Consider the following 19,867-nt stretch of genomic DNA (forward strand, 5'->3'; position numbering starts at 1 on the left):
GGCGGGCAAACGGGAGGATAATCCCGCCATGAAAATCATCCGCGGATGGGCCGGTATCGCGATCGGGCTGGGTCTCGCGGCGGCGAGTCCGGCGCAGACGCTCGACGTCACGCATTCCTCCTGGGGCACGGGCGGCACGTTCCAGGGCGATCAGACCGGCGGCCTGCTCTACAGCGGCGTCACCTCGACCGGCGTCTATTTCGGCACGGCCCAGCTCGATGCCAACACGTTCGCCTTCGGCCTGGCCAGCGCCTCCACCCCGACCACCGCGGCCCACTACGACGTCGCGGCCATCGGCGCCAACACGAGCGTCACGCTGACCTTCACCGGCCTGAGCAGCGTGCCGAAATACATCGCCTACACCGGCGGCGCGCTCACCAGCTACAGCTACAGCGGCGGCACGCTCTCGCTCACGGCCTCGACCGTCAACCCGGTGGCGTCCGCCTCCGACACGACGGGCAACGCGCTGACCAGCGCCTTCGGCCTGATGATCGTGACCGGCGGCTCCTACAACTTCAACGGCACCGTCTTCCGCACCGACATGTATTGGCGCGACGTCAACCCGCTCCAGAACTACGCCGGCTCCACCTATGTCGCCGGCCTCAACGCCGCGGGCCAGAACGGCGCCGCCGCCTCGTTCTACGCCTACCTGCCCAGCGCGTTCCTCGCCGCCAACGGCCTCAACCAGCCCGACGACGCCGTCGCGCGCCTGCAGAAGAGCGCCGGCGCCGGCGTCACCCTCGGCGGCCTGAACTTCGACATCTACGCCGGCAGCAACCCCGGCTTCACCGGCCAGAGCACCTCCTGGAGCTACGCCGGGACGTCCGCCTTCAATTTCGACGGCACGGCGGGCAACGACGACTACGTGCTCGCCACCTACACGAACTCCTCGTGGTCCGACGGCAACATCGGCATCGCGCTCGCCTCGTCGATCCCCGAGCCGTCGACCTACGCGGCCCTGCTCGGCTCTTTGGCGCTGCTCACCGCCCTGTGGCGGCGCCGCGCCCTAAACAACGCACCTATGCGCTAACGCCCCGATCCCGCCGGGATCGTCAGGCCGTTAAAGTTGAAGGCGCCGGTTCACCCCGGCGCCTGATTTTTGGGGGGAAGTCGCCGCGGCCGGCGAACGAACTCTCCCCAGGGCCATCCCGCGGGGCCGGCGGAAGCCGGCCCTACTTCGCCGGCGCCGCCTCGCCGAGCGGCACGTAGGGCTCCTCGCGCAGGTCGGCGGCGCGGCGGCCGCGCAGCAGCTGCACCCAGACCCGCGCGCAGGCGAGGACGACCAGCACCACGAGCACGAGGAACGCGCCGGTCACGGCGGCGTTGACGTAGTTGTTCGTCAGCAGGCGCTGCCACTGGGCCAGCTGCGCGGCCGAGCCGCCGGCGGCGATCTGCCGCTGCAGCGCCTCCGCGGCGCTGAGGAAGCCCAGGCGCGGGTCCGCGGCGAAGATCTTCATCCAGCCGGCCGTCATCGTCACGCTCAGCAGCCACGCCAGCGGCGCCAGCGCCACCCACGCGTAGCGGGCGCGGCCCATCTTGATCAGCACGGTGGTGCCGAGCGCCAGGGCGATGACCGCGAGCAGCTGGTTGGCCACGCCGAAGATCGGCCAGAGCGAGTTGATGCCGCCGAGCGGGTCGATCACGCCCTGGTAGAGGAACCAGCCCCACGCCGCCACGAAGACGGCCGTGGCGAGCCAGTTGCCGGCGGCCGAGCGCGTGTCGCCCAGCGGCTTCCAGGCGTAGCCGAGCAGGTCCTGCACCAGGAACCGCCCCACGCGCGTGCCGGCGTCGAGCGTCGTGAGGATGAACAGCGCCTCGAACATGATCGCGAAGTGATACCAGAGCGCCGCGGCGGCCTTGCTGCCGAGCACGCCGGCGAACATGTGCGCCATGCCGACCGCGAACGTCGGCGCGCCGCCGGTGCGGCCCACCATCGTGTGCTCGCCGACGGAGGCGGCGAGCTCGGTCATCTGCGCCGCCGTGACGGGGAAGCCGAGCGCCGTGACCTGCTGCGTCACCGCCGCGACGTCGCCCTTCAGGTTGATCGCGAAATACTCGCCCGGCTCCATCGCGCAGGCGGCGATCAGCGCCATGATGCCTACGAGCATCTCCGTGATCATGCCGCCGTAGCCGACCACGCGGATGTGGCTCTCGCGCTCGAGCATCTTGGGCGTCGTGCCCGACGCCACGAGCGAGTGGAAGCCCGACACCGCCGCGCACGCGATGGTGATGAAGCAGAAGGGGAACACCGGCCCCGCGAACACCGGCCCGGAGCCGTCGATGAACTTCGTCAGCGCCGGCATCTTCAGGTGCGGGGCGAGGATGACGATCGCCACGCCCAGCAGCGCCACGCAGCCGATCTTCATGAACGTGCTCAGGTAGTCGCGCGGCGCGAGCAGCAGCCAGATGGGCAGGATCGAGGCGACGAACGAGTAGCCCATGATCCACCACGCCAGCGTGGTGCCGCGCAGCGTCAGCCACGACTCGAGCGCGGTGCCGTGGATCCATTGCCCGCCGGCCACCGCCAGCAGCAGGCCGGCGACGCCGAACGCGCTCACCAGCCCGATCCGGCCGGGCAGCCACGCGCGCAGCGCGAGGCCCATCACGAGCGCCAGCGGGATCGTGGCCGCGATCGTGAACGTGCCCCACGGGCTCTCCGCCAGCGCCTTCACCACCACCAGCGCGAGCACGGCGAGCAGGATGGTCATGATCGCGATCACGCTGACCAGGGCGAGGAAGCCCGCGAAGGGCCCGACCTCGTCGCGCACCATCTGCCCGAGCGAGCGCCCGCCGCGGCGCGTCGAGCAGAACAGGATGAGGCAGTCGTGCACCGCGCCGCCGAGCGTGGCGCCGACGAGGATCCAGAGCATGCCGGGCAGGTAGCCGAACTGCGCCGCCAGCACCGGCCCGACCAGCGGGCCCGGCCCGGCGATGGCGGCGAAGTGATGGCCGAAGACCACCCACTTGTTCGTGCGGACGAAATCCTTCCCGTCCTCCTTCACCACCGCGGGGGTGGCGCGCGTCTCGTCGAGCGTGAGCACCTTCGCCGTCAGCCACGCGCTGTGGAAGCGCCACGCCAGCGCGAAGACGCAGCCGGCGGCGACGACCAGCCAGAGCGCGTTGACGGGCTCGTCGCGGGTCCAGGCGAGGACGGCGAAGGCGGTGACACCGAGCGCGACGACCAGCAACCAGACGACGACGCGCAACCAGGAGAGCGGGCGTGGGGGCTCCATAGCGGGGTAGGGGTGCGGCGACCTTACACGCCGCCTGCCGCCGGGCTAGGAAAAACGCGCCCCGCCGCGGCGGCGCAAGATGCGTGTCGCGCTGCGCCGCGCTTCCTCTATCCCTCGCGCCTCGTTCATGAAGCCGCTCCGTCTGTCCGTCGTCGCGCTCCTGCCGGCCCCGTTCGCCGCCGCCGCCCCGCGCCTCGCCGCGGCCCGCGCGATCGACCGCGTGCCGGCCGGCACGAACCACGGCGCGCCTCACGCCCACGACGCCCGCGTCCCGCTCGCCTGGCCTGGCGCCGGCGGGCCGGCGGGCGGGCACGTCGGGCGCGTCGGCAGCGATGCGCTCGCGCCGACGCGGGCGCGGATCCTCGGCGGGCCGGTCCCGCCGCCGGCGCACGCGGCGCCGCGGTTCTGATTCTTATGTCCCCCTCGGCCTATCGCGTTCTCCTGCTCGGCATCGCCGGGCTCGGCGGTTTTCTCTACGGCTACGACATCGGCATCATCGGCGCCGCGCTGCTCTATCTCAACAAGACGATCCAGCTCACCGCCGCGCAGGAATCCCTCGTCGTCGCCGCGGTGCTGGCGGGCGGCACGGTGTCGTCGCTCGTCGCCGGCGCGCTGGCCGACATCATCGGCCGCAAGCGCCTCATGGTCGCCGCCGGCGTGGTGTTCCTCGCCAGCGTCGCGCTGATCGTGGCCGCGCACGGCTTCGCGCCGCTGCTGGCCGGCCGGACGCTGCAGGGCCTGAGCGCAGGCATGATCGCGGTCGTGATCCCGCTCTACCTCGCCGAGTCGCTGCCCGCGGCGATCCGCGGGCGCGGCACGGCCTGCTTCCAGCTCTTCCTCACCCTCGGCATCCTGATCGCGATGGCGGTCGGCCGGCACTACACCGCGCAGGTCGAGGCCGTCACCGGGGCGACCGCCGCGGCGCTGCGCGAGGTGCAGGACGGCGCGTGGCGCGCGATGTTCCTGTCCGCGGTGTGGCCGGGCGCCCTGTTCCTGCTCGGCACGCTGCTCGTGACCGAGTCGCCGCGCTGGCTGCTGCGCCGCCAGCGGGTCGACGCGGCGCGCGCCGCGCTCGCCCGCTCGCGCGCGGCGGAGGAAGCGGACCGCGAGTTCGCCGAGATGCGCGCCTCGCTCGCCGCCGGGGCCGGCGCCGGCGCGGCCGCAGCCGGCAGCCTGTGGCAGCGGCGCTACGTCGTGCCGTTCGTCCTCGCCTGCGCCGTGCTCGGGCTCACGCAGACCACGGGCATCAATTCCATCCTCCAGTTCCTCGTCGTGATCCTGCAGCGCGCCGGCCTCGCCGCCGAGGCGGCGGCGACGCAGGCGACGTGGGTGACGGCGGTGAACGTCGCGTTCACGGCCGTCGGCCTCGTGCTGGTCGACCGGCTCGGCCGCAAGGCGCTGCTCCAGATCGGCACCGGCGGCATCGCGCTGGCGCTGGTGACCGGGGCGGTCGTGTTCTGGCGCCTGCAATCCGGCGCGCTCGCCGCGGGCCCCGCCACCGGCGGGCTCGTCAGCGCCTGCCTGATGCTGTTCGTGGCCGGCTTCGCCACCGGGCCCGGCGTGTGCGTCTGGCTCGCGCTCTCCGAGCTGATGCCGACGCGCATCCGCTCGCTCGGCATGGGCATCGGCCTGCTGATCAACCAGGGCATCTCGACCGCGATCGCGGCCATGTTCCTCCCCGTGGTGGCGCGCTACGGCTACGCGGCGATGTTCGCGTTCTGGGCGGCGTGCACCGTGGGCTATTTCCTCGTCGCGACGCTCTGGCTGCCGGAGACCAAGGGCCGCACGCTCGAGGAGATCGAGGCCGGCTTCGCGCGCTGAAAAACGCCGCCGCGAGGGGCCGCTGGGCCGAAACGCGCCGGCGGCGGGACGAGCGCGGGGAATTACGCCGCCAGGCGGCTGCGGCTTTGGCGCGCCGGTGACGATGAAGGTTGGCGGCGGCGGTTCCTCCGTCGCCGGCGAATCAACCGACAACGCAACCACCCATGAGCATCCCCTCGATCAACACCGCGAACTCCACCGGTGCCCTCGCTCGCCCCGATCCCGGCGAGTTCCTCCAGAAAATGTTCGCCCGCCTCGACGGCGACGGCGACGGCAAGGTCACGCAGGACGAGTTTTCCACCGCGATGGAAAAACGCTTCGGCAAGACCGACGCCGCCAGCGCCGCCGGCCGGCCCGACGCGGCGACGATCTTCCAGCAGACCGACAGCGACGGCGACGGCGCCATCACGGCCACGGAGTTCGAGACCGCCTTCAAGGCGATGCGCGCCTCCGGCACCGGCGCCGGCGGCGGCACCCAGGGCCCGCGCGGCGCCGGCGGCCCGCCTCCCGGCCCGCCGCCGAGCGGCGGCCAGGGCGGCGCCTCCGCGGCCGAGGAGGCCGGGCAGGTGTTCGACGCGATGGACACCGACAAGGACGGCAAGGTCTCCGCCGAGGAGCTGCTCGCCGCGCTGAAGAAGAAGGCCGAGGAAAACGACCCGTCGACCGACGCGACGAGCGCGACCGGCGCCACGCCGGATTTCGAGAAACTCTTCGCCGCGATCGATACCGACGGCGACGGCAGCGTCAGCAAAGACGAGCTGACGAGCCTCTTCGAGCAGCTGCGCCCGCGCGCGAGCCGCACGCGCGCTACGCCGCGGACGGCTCGCCGAGCGAGGAAGCCGCCGTCGGCAGCAACATCGCGACGACAGCCTGAGCGCGCCGCGGGCTCCCGCATACGTCCCTCGATGAGGTAGGGGCCGTGTCCGATGTCGCTACGTTGGGTAGCCCCCAACGGCCCTTCTTCCGCAGCGCGCATCCCATGATCCCGGCGGTCGAGCAACTACGTCGGCCGTCTCAACAACGAGCCCGTCCCTCGGAGCAACGACGTCCGCGGCCAAAGCCACCGCCGCGTCCCTCGAAACAACACGGTCGGTGCCCCAATCAACGCCCGCGGGCATCAAAGCAGCGACCGCGGCACTTCAAGCATCGAGCTCACCCCACCAAACAACGAGCACGACCGTCCAAGCAACACGCGCGGCGCCCCCCGCAACGAGGTCGGCGGACCAAACAATCGAGCCGTCCGGCAAAACAAGGGACTCGTCCGCCGAAACAATAGAGCCGGACGACAAAACAATGGAGTTGGCAGGCGAAGCAATTGAGTTGGGAAACGAAACAATTGAGTTGGCTGCTCAAACAATGAGCTCGGCGGCTCAAGCAATCGGGTCGTCCGTGTAAACAATCGCCTCGGCGTGTAAAACAATCGGGTTGGCGTGGGAAACAATGACGCACGGCGGTCAAACAATCGCCTCGGCGCCTCAAGCAATGAGGTCGGCCGCTCAAACAATCGCGTCGGCGTGTAAAACAATGAGCTCGGCGAGTGAAGCAATGACCCTCTCGCGGGAAGCAATGACCCAGTGCGGTCGAGCAATTGCGCAAGTTGTTGATTCCGGAGCCCGGCGCGGCGCCGCAGGCGCGAAGTGACCGCAAGCACCGCACCCCGGACGCCGCGCAATTGAGGAGCCCCTGTCTTATGGGTAACAATGATCGATTCGCCACTAACACGAAATGCCGAGGTCTTCGCCGCGTAAGCCGACAACGGCACAAAATTCTCATGCTGCTTCGAAAATCCGCCATGCACCAAACTATTCCTGAGCTTCCCCAAAAGTGCCACGTGCTCCCAAGCTTGATTCGTGACCTTCAAATGCAGCTTCGCGTAATCCAGCAAGTAGAGCTTCGCACGGGGAATACCCTGCCCCTGAAATTTCGAGTAACTGAGATCTAGACGCTTCACGGCCTTCACGATCTCGCAAGCCTCGGTAAACCGCTGCTCCAGGTTCGCGTAAATATAAATGGTCGCCGCTGACCAATGCAGCGCGGGTATCGTCTTGGTGTAGAGTCCGTATTCGTCCTCCCCGTGCGCTTCCGCCATCTGATTTAGGAGCCCGTCGACCCTCGCCGCGTATTCCTTAGCAGCTGCCGCGAAGTTGAGGCATTCGAAGTAAAAGCGGGAGTGCTCTGGAAACTTGAGCATGCGACTGCTTTTTTGCCGAACGTTACAGATGAGCCACGACGGATGTCGGCGTTAGCTCTGGCGGCTGGTTCGGCCTTTTCACTCGAATTTTCCCTGATAAATCCGCGGCGCTGAGCTCGGATCGAAGAGGAAGAATTGCTTCCCGCGCTCCCACATGTCGGCTCGGAGAACTACTGGAACACGCCCAGCCATATTCGGAAGCATGAAATAACCGACAAGAGACCACTCCTTGTCCGGAAACTGCGTGATCGTAAACTCATACTCACGAAACTTACCTTCGCCCGGAGTGAAACGCACCGCGATCTTGGCACGATAACTAGGCCAAAGATCGTCGGCCTTCGATTCAAGCCGATCGTAGGTGAGAACAATCTCGATCTTCTCTTCGAGATCGTGGTCGCGTGAAATCCCAATGCCTCGGAACGTCTCTGCGGCAAGCGGGCTTGCTAGCAAAATGAAAAGGAGAGGTAGAAACTTCATTTTGCCGATCGTCAAAGCTCAGCCATGACGCGCAACATCAGAGGATTCATTTCGTCTATCAGGTTCGCTGCGCGTCATTGGATGTGGCGGCTTGTTGGGCTCTTTTCAGGAACGGATAACACGAATCTCCCGCCTCGGCTTCGTAAGACGCGCGATTTCGGCGCGATATGTCGCAGTCAGCTCGGCGATCTCCTTTTTGTGTGCGTCAGCCGTCTCCTTCTTCTCGTCGCGATATTGCGCCTTCAACGCCGCAAGCTCCGACTCCATGCGGACGAGTTCACGCTGCCGCTCAAGCGCTTTCTCTTCTGCCGAAAAATAGCCCGCTTGAACCGTCTGATAGAACGCTTGTAACTCATCCACCCAATCTTTAGGCGCTCGCTCACTCTTATCACATAACAACGATTGAAGTTCGTAACACGCGGTAGCCCATAGCTCGGTGCCCATCTCAACGTATGGCGCCGAATACCGAACTCCAGGCGGCGCGTCGAAATACTGAAGTGCCACTCCGACTTCGAAAACGACCGCGCCATCAGGAAGCTTCTGTAGGCGCTCAATTTCCTTTAAAAGTTTTGGAGTCATTTCTTTGCCTAACGTTTGAGGTCAGCCGCGAGGGGCTTTGCCCCGAGTTGGCTGTGCCGCCTGGTTGGGCGCTTTCTTGGTTTCGAGATAAAGGACATCGTAGTCCTGCATATTTCCGAACTTCTTCCAGTGTTCGACTGCCCTCCACGTGGTCATGACAAAGACTCCGTCGAGCAGGCCGGTGATGCGATAGGGAAACGGAACCGCCGGATGGTCGAGGTAGATGTGATCTGGCGAAATCTTCAAGCCCCCGGACCAGTCAGGAACGATCACCTCTTCCTCAATTACGTCCGTGAAGTATTGATAGCGGAATCCGGCGCCCGACAGCGTGATGATCTCGCCGGCGTAGTGCCGGCTTGAGTCCTCCGACTTACGCCACGGAACGTAGCGACCATCTTTCGGCGGAGCCACGACAAAGGAATTCTTCTTCGGCGCAGCTGCGAAGGACGCTGCAATACCGAACCAAACGCAGAGAAGGAGAAGCGAAAGCGTCTTCATTCTTATTCGCCCAACGTTAGAGGTCAGCCACGCAGGGCAGCGTCAGCTGCCCGGAGTTGGCTGTGCCGGCTGGATCGGCTCTTTTTGTTCGAACGGCATTTCAACGCTTCCATCGGCATACACAATGAAAGGTATGATCGCCGGATAGATACCTCTATCGAGCTTCTTGCTGTGCGAAGCGTGCATCGAGAGAAAGCGAACCACATAATACCAAGAGTCACCCGCACCTTCAATCGCGACGTCGTAACAAGCGAAGTGCTCCACGCCGTGGGGTATCAACTTCTTCAGGGCAATTCGTGCCTCCCTGATCGCGCCGCGAACGGAAAGCGGCGCTTCGTCTTTTTCGGGATTCCAGCGAACCGCTACCGCCTTGGTGGGCGAGACGCCGAATCGCACATCCTTCATCTGCCCCGGATAGGTCGGCGAAATCGGACTTAACGCGAATGCGTGACTTGCCACCGTGAGGGCGAAAATTGCGGTAATGAGAGCGCTCGAGGTCATCTTTCTTCCGCCGATCGTTACAGATGAGCCACGGCGATGGCTGGCGCGACTCGTGCGTCAGCACGAGGCGTGACAGACACCGCCGTTGGCTCTGGCGGCTGGTTCGGCCTTTGAGAGCCAAAGCCAATTCGCAGAGCCGCAATCTTCAGGTTTGGGACCAAAGTCACGCCGCAACTCCTAAGGCGGGTGCTTCGCTCGTCCAGAATCACACAGCTTCGAAGTGAAAACTTACGCTTTTTCACTCGTCCCTCGCTTTCTATGAGCGATCGCGCTGTCGATCATGTGAACTCGCTTCATCGCGAGCTTCCGAATTTTTGGCGCCAATCGTTGCGCGTGATCCGCCCAATGATCCCGCCAACGCTGCAACTCTTCGACGTCCATTTTAGGGAAACGCTTCTCAAATTCAGCGAGCGGACGATAGCGTGACATGGCGACTACTGTTTTTGCCGAACGTTAAAGGTGAGACACGCGCGGGCGAGCGTGCAGTGAGCCCTTTTGAAAAGCTGAAGATGCTGAGCGGAGCATGGGCCATGCGAATCACGGTCACTTCCCGCGCGTTGTCTCTAGTGGCTGGATCGGCTCTTTCAGTTCGAGCGCGACAAGGGGAACGATGTCGTCGGAACCGTCGCCATACTCGACAAGATAGCTGACAACGGGAGCAACGGACTGCGGCGAGATGACCGCAGCCAACGAGCCGCTCTTTCTTCCTTCTTTCACGCGAACCACATCATTCACGGCGAGCGGATAGGTCGCACTACGCCGGCCCGCATAAAATGCCTCCATGACTTCTTGGTTCTCGATCATCTTTCTTCCGCCGATCAGTCTTATTCAGCTTCAGTGAAAAACCTCACTGCAGGTTGGCCCGTGGGGTGAGGCTGGGGCAAAACGGCTTGTGCTCAAGGCTGTTGTGGGAAGGGCGGGCTTTTCGCGGTCGGGCCGGGTCCCGGCAAAAACCTCACTTTTTACGCGGGCCGTTTTACGTCCGGGCGCGGGCCGTCGCGCGGCCGGTCGAGGCGGCCGGGGAAGGGGCCGGCCCGGGCGCGCGCCTCAGGCTTCGACGAGCTCGCGGAAGGGGACCTCGAGGCGGGCGGTCGCGCCGGCCGGGGTGCGGATCAGGTCGAGGGCGGCGCGGCGGCCATAGAGCGTCTCGAGGCGTGCGCGGATGTTCTTCAGGCCGACGCCGGTGGTGGGCCGGCGCGGTTTCGCGTCGACGACGGCCGGGGCGGGCGATTCGTCGGTGATCTCGACGAGCAGGCGGTCCTCGCGGCGCCACGCGCCGATGCGCAGGGTGCCGGGGCGGCCGTGCAGGCCGTGGATGATGGCGTTCTCGACCAGCGGCTGGAGCGAGAGGGTGGGGACGGCCGCGCGCGCCACGCCGGTGTCGATGCGGGTCTCGATCCGCAGCGCGTCGCCGAAGCGCACCTGCTGGATGCGCAGGTAGTGCTGCACCATCTGCATCTCCTCCTCGAGGGTGACTTCGGCGCGGCCGCTCTTGTCGAGCGAGGCGTGGAGCAGGGCGCCGAGCGAGCAGATCATCTCGTCCGCCGCCTCGGCGTCGGCGCGCACGAGCGAGGAGATGGCGTTGAGGGAATTGAAGAGGAAGTGCGGCTGGAGCTGGAGCTGGAGCGCGGCGAGGCGCGCGGCGGTCAGCTGCGCCTCGGCCTGGGCGGCGCGGCGGGCGGCGCGCTGCAGGTAGAGCACGTGGGCGAAGGCGACCAGGCAGCAGTAGAGCGGGAACGATTGCCGGCCGCGGAGGAACCACGGCGGGGGCGCGCGGAACATGCGCGGCGACACCGGCTCGCCGCCGGTGTTGGCCGTGAGCATCGGTCCCTTGCCCGGCGCGAATTCGAAGACCACGTCCTGCCGGGGCTCGCCGGTCGGCCCGCCCGGCAGCCCGGGGACGGCGGCGGGCGCGAACGTGCTGGTGGCGCCCGCCGGCGGAGGGCCTCCGGGCGAGCTGAACCCGACCACGCGCACCGCGCCGCCCTTGCCGTCGTCCCGGAAGGCGAAGCGCAGGTGGCCGCCGCGCGGCCCGTCGATCAGGCTGAGCGGCAATTCCAGGCACACGATCGCGACGATGCTCGCGGCGACGTGGATGAGCAGCGCGCGCGGCCAGCGCGGGCCGGCGATGGGAAAGTGCAGGCAGAGCCACACCGCCGCCGGCGCCACCCCGCCCACGGCAGCAGGCGCAGCGCGGCGAAGCGGACGTTCTCGCTGAACGGCATGAAGCCGCTCAGCCACGGCTGGATCGAAAACAGGAAGCCGAGGGCGAGCCAGCCGGTGGGCAGCCACCACCAGTGGCGGAAGGTGATGACCGCGGCGCGGTCGCCGGCTTCGTGCCGCGGGTCGCTCGAGAACGGCGACGACGTCACGCCGCGTTTCCTTCCCGCGCGGCGGCGCGCACCGCGGTGCGCTTCTCCAGCCGTTCCTGCAATTCGCGGAAGCTCCGCTGCAGGCGCACGCGCGCGCCGCTGCGCAGCAGCAGCACGTGCTCGCCCGGCTCGTCGAAGAGCACCTCGTTCACCCGGTCGAGGTTCACCGCCGCCGAGCGGCCGGTGCGGAAAAACTGGTCCTCGCCGACCTCGACCAGCGTGTCGGTCAGCGTGCCGCGCAGCACGTGGTTGCCGCTGGAGGCGTGGAGGACGACGTAGTTGGCCGCCGCCTCGATCCACTCGATGTCGTTCACGGGCACGACGACGTAGCGGTCGCGCGACTTTACCAGCAGGCGGTCGCTGCGGCCGGCCCGCGCGGCGTCGGGCGGGCGCGCCGCCAGCCGGGTGCGGGCGCGGCCGAGCGCGCGGGCGAAATTCTCCCGGCTGTAGGGCTTGAGCAGGTAGTCGACGGCGTTGGTCGCGAACGCGTCGACCGCGTGGTCGGGGAAGGCGGTGGTGAAGATGATGGCCTGGTTGCCGTGCTGCAGCGCGTGCGCCACCTCGATGCCGTCGAGCGGCGGCATCTGGATGTCGAGGATGAGGACGTCGGGACGGTGCTGCTCCGCCAGGCGGAGCGCCTCGCTGCCGTTCGCCGCCTCGGCCACGACCTCGAGGTCGGCTTCGTTCGCCACCAGCCGGCGCAGCTTGTCGAGCGCCAGCGGTTCGTCGTCTGCGATCAGGACTTTCAATTTCATCATCGGGATTGCTCCGGCGTCAGACCGCGCTTTCTCCCGCAGGAGCCAAAAAATGACACAACCGCCCGGGGCGGCACGCCCGGAAACTCGGCCCTGCATCGTTTCGCCGGGGTTTCGTCCCTGCCCGGGTCGGCTTGGTCCCGAAGTATTCGCGGGAAAAATTTTCGGCTGTCTAAACCGGGCAAATGGATCTTCGACCCGTCCTGCTGGTCGGCGCCGCCCTGGCGTCGACGACGCTCACTTTCGCCCAATCGCTCCCGCCGGCCCCCGCCGAACCGACCGAGGAGGAGATGCTGCAGGATCTGCGGGCCCTGGACGAGCTGGCCGTGCCCAAGAACCAGCTCTCCTTCTCGCTGCGCTTCGGCGGCAAGCTGAAGGCGAACTTCCGGAACGTCGGCAGCATCACCTCGGCGCTCGACCTCAAGGACACCACCACCGAGGCGAACCGCACCTACAACGACGGCTACGTCCACCTCGACAGCCGCGTCGACGGCGACGGCAACGACGTCGCCAGCGACGGCCGCACCAACACCTGGAGCTACAACGCGGCCACCCAGGTCACGGGCGACCTCTCGGCCGTCGACTTCCATCGCTACGAGACGCTCTCCGAGGGCGCCTCGGTCCTGGCCAAGAGCAATCCCACGGTCGGCGTCGACGTCGAGGGCTCGCGCGAGCTCTGGCGCTTCGGCCGCCCGCTCGGGCCCGGCCGCCGCGTCTTCACCGTCGGCGCGCAGTTCGGCTTCGGCCTCAACACCCTCAACGCCAAATCCTCCGGCACGATCACGGCGACGCTGCTGACGATCACCGACACCTACTCGCTGCTCGGCGCCGCGCCCCCGGCGGCGATCCCGCCGACTCCAGCAGCACCGGCTACTCCGCGCCGTCGACCACGACCGTCGACGTCACCAACGCCGACGGCACCACCACCACGCAGACGATCGACAACACCACCTACCTCGCCAGCACGCCCCAGAGCCGCACCGAGACCGCCACGCCCGGCGCCGCCACCGTCAAGGGCATGTGGCAGGTCAAGGGCGCCTACTTCAGCGTCCGCGCCGGCCCCTGGCTGCGCTGGCAGCCGAACGACCGCTTCTCCGTCCGCCTCAGCGCCGGCGCGACGGTCAACGTCGTCGGCCTGCGCATGCGCTACGACGAGCAGCTCGAGCTCGAGAACCTCACCACCGCGGTCCAGAACGCCGACGAGTCCACCGCCGAGACCTCGGCGCAGGCCGGCGTCTTCAGCGGCCTCGACGCCGAGTATTGGTTCACCGAGCGCGCCGGCTTCTTCGGCAGCGCCTCCTACGAGCTCTCCACCCGCGATTCCGAACTCACGTTGGGCGGCCGCTCGGCCCTGATCAAGATGTCCGCCGGCCTCGGGCTGCGCTCGGGCCTCAGCTTCAAATTTTAACGGATGAAATCCCTTCGCCCTTTCCTGGCGCTCCTCGCGAGCCTCGTGCCGGCGCTCGTCAGCGCGTTCGATCCCAACGCCAACGGCAACGTCTACGCCACCGCGGTGCAGGCCGACGGCCGCGTGCTGATCGGCGGCGGCTTCACCACCGTGCAGCCGCCGAGCGAGGGCGCGCCGGTCACCCGGCAGCACCTCGCGCGCTTCAACGCCGACGGCACGCTCGACGCCGCCTTCGGGCCCGCGTTCGACGGCGACGTCTCCGCCCTCCTCGTGCAGGCCGACGGCCGCATCCTCGTCGCCGGCAAGTTCACCGCGGTGCAGCCCAACGGCAGCAGCGCCAGCTGGGCCCGCTCCGGCCTCGCCCGCCTCAACGCCGACGGCACGCTCGACACCAGCTTCGACCCGCGCCCGACCGGCGGCAGCCCGTCGCTCGCGCCGGTCTCCGCCCTCGCGGTCGACGCCGGCGGCCGCATCCTCATCGGCGGCAGCTTCACCACGCTCCAGCCCGGCGGCACCGGCGCCACCATCGCCCGCGGCCGCATCGCCCGCCTCAGCGCCGACGGCGCGGTCGACGAGACCTTCACCGCCAGCTTCAACAACATCGTCTTCGCCCTCGCGGTGCAGCCCGACGGCAAGATCCTCGCCGGCGGCGCGTTCACCACCCACCAGCTCGGCAGCGCCGCCGCCGCGACCGCCACACGCCTCGCCCGCCTCAACGCCGACGGCTCGCTCGATCCCGGCTTCGCCGTCCTCGCCAACAACCGCGTGCTCAGCCTCGCCCTCGAGGCCGACGGCTCGATCCTCGCCGCCGGCGACTTCACCGCCGTGCGCGGCGCGACCGACAGCGACAACCTCACCCGCGCCTTCCTCGCCCGCTGGCACGCCGCGGGCGACCTCGACACCAGCTTCGAGCCGCGGCCCAGCGCCAGCGTCTCCAGCGTGCTCGTGCAGCGCGACGGCAAGATCGTGGTCGGCGGCGACTTCACCGCCTTCCAATCCGCCAACAGCGGCGTGCTCACCACCCGCCCTTACCTCGCCCGCCTCGGTTCCGACGGCGCGGTCGACACCGCCTTCGCCCCCGGCGCCAACGCCGCGGTCCGCGCCCTCGCCCTGCAGTCCGACGGCAAGATCGTGGTCGGCGGCACCTTCACCCGCTTCACCCCCGCCGGCGCCAGCAGCAGCATCCTGCGCAACCACGCCGCGCGCATCCAGGCCAACGGCGACCTCGACGGCGCCTTCACCAGCGAGGAGGACGGCACGATCTGGGCCACCGCCGTCGAAGCCTCCGGCAGCGTCCTCGTCGGCGGCACCTTCTCCACCCTCGGCGGCCAGACCCGCCAGAACCTCGCCCGCATCCTCAGCGACGGCACCATCGACCCGGATTTCCACCCCGCGCTCGACGGCGGCGTCTATGCGCTCGCCGTCCAGTCCGACGGCAAGATCCTCGTCGGCGGCGCCTTCACCCAGGTCGGCGACACCGACCGCCCCTACCTCGCCCGCCTCAACGCCGACGGCTCGCTCGACACCAGCTACTCGCCCGGACCCAACGGCGCCGTCTACGCCCTCTACCTCAAGAGCGACGGCAAGGTCTTTGCCGGCGGCAATTTCAGCGTCTGGAAAACCGACACCACCGACACGGCCGACGACGTCAGCCGCGCCTACTTCGCCGAGGTCGATTCCACCGGCGCCGTCGGGGCGCTGAACTGGAATCTCAACAGCACCGTCTACGCCATCACGATGCAGACCGACGGCCGCTTCCTCCTCGGCGGCTCCTTCACCGCGATCAACGGCGCGTCCCGCGCCGGCCTCGCCCGCATCAGCGGCACCGGCACGGTCGACACCGGCGTGAACCCCGGCGTCGACGGCACCGTGCGCGCCATCGCCGTGCAGGCGGACGGCAAGATCCTCTTCGGCGGCGGCTTCACCACCATCCAGATGGACGACGGCGAGAACGACGACGACGACGGCGACGGCACCACGACCGACGACGCCGACCGCAAGCGCCTCGTGCGCCTCAACGCCGACGGCTCGCTCGACAAGACCTTCAACCCCGCGGCCGACAACGCCGTCACCGCCCTCGCCACGCTCGCCGACGGGCGCATCGTCGTCGGTGGCTACTTCACCACGATCGGCACCGCCACCACGCGGAAATACCTCGCCATCCTGACCGCGGCCGGCGCGCCCGACTCCACCGCCGCCGTGCAGACCAACGACCGCGTGCTCGCACTGGCGAGGACCTCCGCCGGCGCCGTCTACGTCGCGGGCCGCTTCACCACCGCCACCACCGCGGCCGGCGAGTCGGTCGCCGCCCCCAACCACCTCGTCCGCCTCACCAGCGCCGGTGCGCTCGACTCGGCCTGGACCGTCACGTCGACCAACCCGACCGGCGCCCGCGTGCTGGCGATCGCGCCGCAGTCCGACAGCCGCGTGCTCGTCGGCGGCGTGTTCGAGCGCCTCGGCGGCCAGACCACGACCAACCTCGCGCGCTTCACCAGCGAGGGCCTGCGCGACGCCTCGTTCAGCGCCAGCGCCGACGGCGCGGTCAACGCCCTGCTCGTGCAGGGCGCCACCACCTCCGCGGTCTCGAAGACCAACCTGCTCGCCTGGTTCGAGTCGGACGGCGCCGTGCGCACCAGCTTCGGCCGGAGCGACCTCTCCAACCTCGCCGGCCGCATCAACACCACGCTCGTGCTCGGCGACGGCTCGCTGCTCGTCGGCGGCTCGTTCACCCTCACCGGCAGCGCGATCAAGCACCTGGCGCACTTCAGCGCCGCCGGCGTGCTCGACACCGCCTTCAACCTCTCGCTCGACAGCAGCGTCGCCGGCCTGGCCCGGCAGGCCGACGGCAAGATCGTGGTCGTGGGCGCCTTCACCAGCGTCGGCGGCTACGCCCGCACCTACCTCGCCCGGCTCAACGCCGACCTCACCGTCGACACCGCCTTCGCCCCGCCCGCGCTCAACGCCTCCGTCTCCGCCGTGGTGATCCAGTCCGACGGCGCCATCGTGGTCGGCGGCTCCTTCACCGCCGTGGAGGTCGACGACGGCCAGAACGACGACGACGACGGCGACGGCACCAAGACCGACGACACCGGCCGCACCTACCTCGCCCGCTTCAAGTCCGACGGCACGCTCGACACCGCCTACAACCCCACGCCCAACAGCTTCGTCTCCGCGCTGCTGCTGCTGCCCGACGGCAAGCTCATCGCCGGCGGCTCCTTCAGCAGCTGGACACCCAACGGCGCCTCGTCCTCCACCTCGCGACCCTACGTCGCGCTGCTCAACGCCGACGGCACCCTGAACGACTCGCTCGCCCCCGGCCCGAACGCCACCGTCTCCGCCCTCGCGCGCCAGAGCGACGGCAAGATCCTCCTCGGCGGCACCTTCACCAATCTGCAGCTCGACGACGGCGAGAACGACGACGACGACGGCGACGGCACCAAGACCGACGACGCCGACCGCCCCTACCTCGCCCGCCTCAACGCCGACTACTCGCTCGACCAGAGCTTCAACCCCGACGCCAACTCCTTCGTCTCCACCATCGCCGTGCACCCCGACGGCCGTATCTTCATCGGCGGCGCCTTCACCGCGCTGCACGCCACGAGCGCCACGCCGGTCGGCCGCAGCTACGTCGCCGCGCTCACCAGCAGCGGCGGCATCGACACATCGTTCAACCCGTCCGCCGACAGCTACGTCTACACCATCAACGTCGCCGCCGACCAATCGATCCTCATCGGCGGCGCGTTCACCGACCTGCGCTCCGAGTCCGTGCTCTACGTCGGCGGCGAATTCTCGACCGTCGGCGGCGTCGGCGTGCCGCGCCTCGCGCGCCTCACCCTCGACGGCAGCGCCGACAGCAGCTTCGCCCCCGCGCCCAACGACACCGTCTACGCCCTCGGCGCGCAGGCCGACGGCAGCATCGTGGTCGGCGGCGCCTTCACCACCATCGCCGGCACGGCCCGCGCGCGCCTCGCGCGCTTCACCGCCACCGGCGCGCTCGACACCGGCTTCGCCCCTCGGCCGACGGCGCCGTGCGCGCCCTCGCGGTCGCCGGCTCCGGCGCGCTCGTGATCGGCGGCGACTTCGCCAGCGTCGGCGGCGCCGCACACACCCGGCTCGCCCGCGTGCTCGCCTCGGGCGCGGTGGACGCCTCCTTTTCGCCGTCGATCAACGGATCAGTCAGGGCCCTCGCCGTCCTTCCGGACGGGAGGATCCTCGTCGGCGGCGAATTCACCTCCGTCAACGGCACCGCACGCACCCACCTCGCGCGCCTGAACGCCGACGGCTCGCTCGATACCGCGTTCAACCCCGCGCCCGACGGCGCGGTCTACGCGCTCTCCGCCCGCGTCGACGGCTCCGTGGTCGTCGGCGGCGCCTTCGGCACCATCGCCGGCCAGAGCCACGCGCGCCTCGCGCTGCTCAAGTCCGACGGTTCGCTCGACTCCGGGCTCACCGCCACCGCGAACGCGGAGGTCTACGTGCTCGCCGGCCTGCTCGACGGCCGCGCGCTCGCCGGCGGCGCCTTCACCGCGCTGGGCGGCGCGTCCGACTACCTGCTCAGCCGCGTCAGCGGCACCAGCAGCGGCGCCTACAGCTTCAGCGTCGGCTCGGGCCTCACCTCCGCCACCTGGACGCTCTCCGGCCCCGCGGCCGACTTCTCCGCCGTGGCGCTCTCGTATTCGACCAACGGCAACCTCTGGACCGCGCTCGGCAACGCCACGCCCTCCGCCGACGGCAAGACCTGGAGCTGGTCCGGCGGCACGACGCTGCCGGCGAACACCAACTTCCTCCTCCGCGCCCGCGCGCTTTCGAGCGCCGCCGGCGGCGGCTCGAGCGGCGTCACCGAGGTCTACTGGCAGTTCTACAACACCACCGCCGCGGGCACGGTCACCGTCGGCACCTACACCGGCGACTCGGGCAGCGGCACCGGCGGCACCGGCGGCAACGGCAGCTCCGGCGGCTCGAGCAACACCGGCGCCGGCTCCGTCACGCTCACCGGCACCCGCTACGCCGGCAGCACCAACGCCAGCGCGTCGGGCTACTTCTCCGACTTCAGCTCGCTGCTGCGCCTGAAGGGCGGCGAGGTGCAGTTCGTGAACTTCGTCATCGGCGGCTCGGCCTCGCGCCGCGTCTTCCTCCGCGCCGCCGGCCCCGGCCTCGCCCGCATGGGCGTGAGCGACTTCGCCCCGAAGCCGAAACTGGAGCTCTACACCGCCGCCGGCGGCCTCTGGGCCGCCGCCAGCTCGCCCGTGACCGACGCGGGCACCCTCGCGCTCGCCAACTCCCTCGGCGCCCTGTCGCTGGTGTCGACCGAGGCCGACGCCGCGCTGGTGACCACGCTCGCGCCCGGCTCCTACGTGATCGCGGTCTGGGACGGCGCCGGCACGGGCGGCGCGGTCATGACCGAGCTCTTCGAGGCCGACGGCAACACGCCCGCCAACCTCGTCGCGTATTCCACCCGCGCCAGCGCCGCCGCCAACACCGGCACGCAGACGGTCGAGTTCACGATCAAGGGCACCGCCGCCCAGAGCGTGCTCGTCCGCGCGCTCGGGCCCGCACTCACCGCGCAGGGGCTCGGCGGCACGAACGCCGACCCGACCCTCCAGATCCAGAACAGCACCGGCACCACCCTGGCCAGCAACGACAATTGGGAGACGCCGGTGACGACCAACGGCACCGCCGGCGCCACCGCCGCGCAGCTCACCACCGTCGCCGCCAACGTCGCCGCCGCCGCGCTCACCGCCGGCAGCAAGGACGCCGCGGTGCTGCTCTCGCTCAACCCCGGCAGTTACACCGCGACCGTCGCGGGCGTGAATTCCGCCGCCGGCGTCACCGAGCTCGAGGTCTTCGAGGTCCCGTCCGTCACCGGCTCGAACTCGAACGGCACCGGCAGCAACACCACGACGCCCGCGAACAGCACGGGCAGCACCGGTGGCAGCGGCGGCGGTGGCGGCGCGCCCTCGGGGTGGGCCTTCGGCCTCCTCGCGCTCGCCCTCCTGGCGCGGCGCCGCCGGGGCTGACGCCGCCGCCGGCCC

16 protein-coding genes are annotated in these 19,867 nt (G+C 69.1%); 7 read left to right on the plus strand and 9 right to left on the minus strand.

All coding sequences use genetic code 11. The features are described from left to right. Nucleotides 1-28: 28 nt before the first annotated feature. Complete coding sequence (locus ACMYLB_RS02795) at nt 29-1,030, plus strand: PEP-CTERM sorting domain-containing protein (RefSeq protein WP_415909458.1); 1,002 nt, start codon at nt 29-31, stop codon at nt 1,028-1,030. Between the two features lie 142 nt (nt 1,031-1,172). On the opposite strand, the gene ACMYLB_RS02800 is transcribed toward ACMYLB_RS02795, so the two are convergent. Beyond that, nucleotides 1,173-3,233: a carbon starvation CstA family protein gene (locus ACMYLB_RS02800; protein WP_415909459.1), complete on the minus strand. Its 2,061-nt coding sequence runs from the start codon at nt 3,231-3,233 to the stop codon at nt 1,173-1,175. A 127-nt stretch (nt 3,234-3,360) separates the two neighbouring features. Here ACMYLB_RS02800 and ACMYLB_RS02805 point away from each other — a divergent pair, with 127 nt between their 5' ends. From ACMYLB_RS02805 to ACMYLB_RS02815, 3 genes are all read left to right on the plus strand, one after another. After that, nucleotides 3,361-3,642: a hypothetical protein gene (locus tag ACMYLB_RS02805; RefSeq protein WP_415909460.1), complete on the plus strand. Its 282-nt coding sequence runs from the start codon at nt 3,361-3,363 to the stop codon at nt 3,640-3,642. Between the two features lie 5 nt (nt 3,643-3,647). After that, nucleotides 3,648-5,054, plus strand: coding sequence for a sugar porter family MFS transporter (locus ACMYLB_RS02810; protein ID WP_415909461.1), 1,407 nt, complete (start codon nt 3,648-3,650; stop codon nt 5,052-5,054). A gap of 164 nt (nt 5,055-5,218) precedes the next feature. Further along, complete coding sequence (locus tag ACMYLB_RS02815; protein WP_415909462.1) at nt 5,219-5,968, plus strand: EF-hand domain-containing protein; 750 nt, start codon at nt 5,219-5,221, stop codon at nt 5,966-5,968. 203 nt (nt 5,969-6,171) lie between these two features. Here ACMYLB_RS02815 and ACMYLB_RS02820 read toward each other — a convergent pair whose 3' ends face one another. From ACMYLB_RS02820 to ACMYLB_RS02855, 8 genes are all read right to left on the minus strand, one after another. Then, the gene (locus tag ACMYLB_RS02820) at nt 6,172-7,245 is read right to left on the minus strand and encodes a hypothetical protein (protein WP_415909463.1); all 1,074 of its coding nucleotides are present in this window, start codon (nt 7,243-7,245) and stop codon (nt 6,172-6,174) included. A gap of 78 nt (nt 7,246-7,323) precedes the next feature. Then, nucleotides 7,324-7,722, minus strand: coding sequence for a hypothetical protein (locus ACMYLB_RS02825; RefSeq protein WP_415909464.1), 399 nt, complete (start codon nt 7,720-7,722; stop codon nt 7,324-7,326). 105 nt (nt 7,723-7,827) lie between these two features. Then, nucleotides 7,828-8,301 carry a hypothetical protein gene (locus ACMYLB_RS02830; RefSeq protein ID WP_415909465.1) on the minus strand — a complete coding sequence of 158 codons (474 nt, stop codon included), beginning with the start codon at nt 8,299-8,301 and terminating at the stop codon, nt 7,828-7,830. A gap of 21 nt (nt 8,302-8,322) precedes the next feature. Then, complete coding sequence (locus ACMYLB_RS02835; protein ID WP_415909466.1) at nt 8,323-8,799, minus strand: hypothetical protein; 477 nt, start codon at nt 8,797-8,799, stop codon at nt 8,323-8,325. A 42-nt stretch (nt 8,800-8,841) separates the two neighbouring features. Further along, nucleotides 8,842-9,300, minus strand: a complete 459-nt coding sequence (locus tag ACMYLB_RS02840) for a hypothetical protein (RefSeq protein WP_415909467.1) — start codon at nt 9,298-9,300, stop codon at nt 8,842-8,844. Between the two features lie 543 nt (nt 9,301-9,843). Beyond that, nucleotides 9,844-10,104: a hypothetical protein gene (locus ACMYLB_RS02845; RefSeq protein ID WP_415909468.1), complete on the minus strand. Its 261-nt coding sequence runs from the start codon at nt 10,102-10,104 to the stop codon at nt 9,844-9,846. Between the two features lie 243 nt (nt 10,105-10,347). Next, nucleotides 10,348-11,478 (minus strand): sensor histidine kinase, encoded by a 1,131-nt coding sequence (locus tag ACMYLB_RS02850; RefSeq protein ID WP_415909469.1) that lies wholly within the window; start codon nt 11,476-11,478, stop codon nt 10,348-10,350. A 190-nt stretch (nt 11,479-11,668) separates the two neighbouring features. Continuing rightward, nucleotides 11,669-12,427 carry a LytR/AlgR family response regulator transcription factor gene (locus tag ACMYLB_RS02855; RefSeq protein ID WP_415909470.1) on the minus strand — a complete coding sequence of 253 codons (759 nt, stop codon included), beginning with the start codon at nt 12,425-12,427 and terminating at the stop codon, nt 11,669-11,671. A 1,018-nt stretch (nt 12,428-13,445) separates the two neighbouring features. Here ACMYLB_RS02855 and ACMYLB_RS02860 point away from each other — a divergent pair. From ACMYLB_RS02860 to ACMYLB_RS02870, 3 genes are read left to right on the plus strand one after another with little or no spacing between them, the layout of a single operon-like run. Further along, a complete protein-coding gene (locus ACMYLB_RS02860) occupies nt 13,446-13,835 on the plus strand; it encodes a hypothetical protein (RefSeq protein WP_415909471.1) in 390 nt (129 codons plus the stop codon). 3 nt (nt 13,836-13,838) lie between these two features. Further along, entirely contained in the window at nt 13,839-17,903 is a 4,065-nt protein-coding gene (locus ACMYLB_RS02865; RefSeq protein WP_415909472.1) for a delta-60 repeat domain-containing protein, read from the plus strand. Beyond that, on the plus strand, nt 17,864-19,852 hold the full coding sequence (locus ACMYLB_RS02870) for a delta-60 repeat domain-containing protein (protein ID WP_415909473.1): 1,989 nt from the start codon (nt 17,864-17,866) through the stop codon (nt 19,850-19,852). Before ACMYLB_RS02865 ends, ACMYLB_RS02870 begins: the two co-directional genes overlap by 40 nt. The last annotated feature ends 15 nt before the right edge of the window (nt 19,853-19,867 follow it).

Source organism: Oleiharenicola sp. Vm1 (assembly GCF_047777955.1).
Classification (GTDB): domain Bacteria; phylum Verrucomicrobiota; class Verrucomicrobiia; order Opitutales; family Opitutaceae; genus Didemnitutus.

What these genes read in the sequence shown, in the direction of transcription:
- ACMYLB_RS02805 (WP_415909460.1), top strand. Translation starts at nt 3,361, where the DNA reads ATGAAGCCGCTCCGTCTGTCCGTCGTCGCGCTCCTGCCGGCCCCGTTC.
- ACMYLB_RS02800 (WP_415909459.1), bottom strand. Translation starts at nt 3,233, where the DNA reads ATGGAGCCCCCACGCCCGCTCTCCTGGTTGCGCGTCGTCGTCTGGTTG.
- ACMYLB_RS02860 (WP_415909471.1), top strand. Translation starts at nt 13,446, where the DNA reads ATGTGGCAGGTCAAGGGCGCCTACTTCAGCGTCCGCGCCGGCCCCTGG.
- ACMYLB_RS02865 (WP_415909472.1), top strand. Translation starts at nt 13,839, where the DNA reads ATGAAATCCCTTCGCCCTTTCCTGGCGCTCCTCGCGAGCCTCGTGCCG.
- ACMYLB_RS02835 (WP_415909466.1), bottom strand. Translation starts at nt 8,799, where the DNA reads ATGAAGACGCTTTCGCTTCTCCTTCTCTGCGTTTGGTTCGGTATTGCA.
- ACMYLB_RS02855 (WP_415909470.1), bottom strand. Translation starts at nt 12,427, where the DNA reads ATGAAATTGAAAGTCCTGATCGCAGACGACGAACCGCTGGCGCTCGAC.
- ACMYLB_RS02840 (WP_415909467.1), bottom strand. Translation starts at nt 9,300, where the DNA reads ATGACCTCGAGCGCTCTCATTACCGCAATTTTCGCCCTCACGGTGGCA.
- ACMYLB_RS02810 (WP_415909461.1), top strand. Translation starts at nt 3,648, where the DNA reads ATGTCCCCCTCGGCCTATCGCGTTCTCCTGCTCGGCATCGCCGGGCTC.
- ACMYLB_RS02825 (WP_415909464.1), bottom strand. Translation starts at nt 7,722, where the DNA reads ATGAAGTTTCTACCTCTCCTTTTCATTTTGCTAGCAAGCCCGCTTGCC.
- ACMYLB_RS02795 (WP_415909458.1), top strand. Translation starts at nt 29, where the DNA reads ATGAAAATCATCCGCGGATGGGCCGGTATCGCGATCGGGCTGGGTCTC.
- ACMYLB_RS02830 (WP_415909465.1), bottom strand. Translation starts at nt 8,301, where the DNA reads ATGACTCCAAAACTTTTAAAGGAAATTGAGCGCCTACAGAAGCTTCCT.
- ACMYLB_RS02815 (WP_415909462.1), top strand. Translation starts at nt 5,219, where the DNA reads ATGAGCATCCCCTCGATCAACACCGCGAACTCCACCGGTGCCCTCGCT.
- ACMYLB_RS02820 (WP_415909463.1), bottom strand. Translation starts at nt 7,245, where the DNA reads ATGCTCAAGTTTCCAGAGCACTCCCGCTTTTACTTCGAATGCCTCAAC.
- ACMYLB_RS02845 (WP_415909468.1), bottom strand. Translation starts at nt 10,104, where the DNA reads ATGATCGAGAACCAAGAAGTCATGGAGGCATTTTATGCGGGCCGGCGT.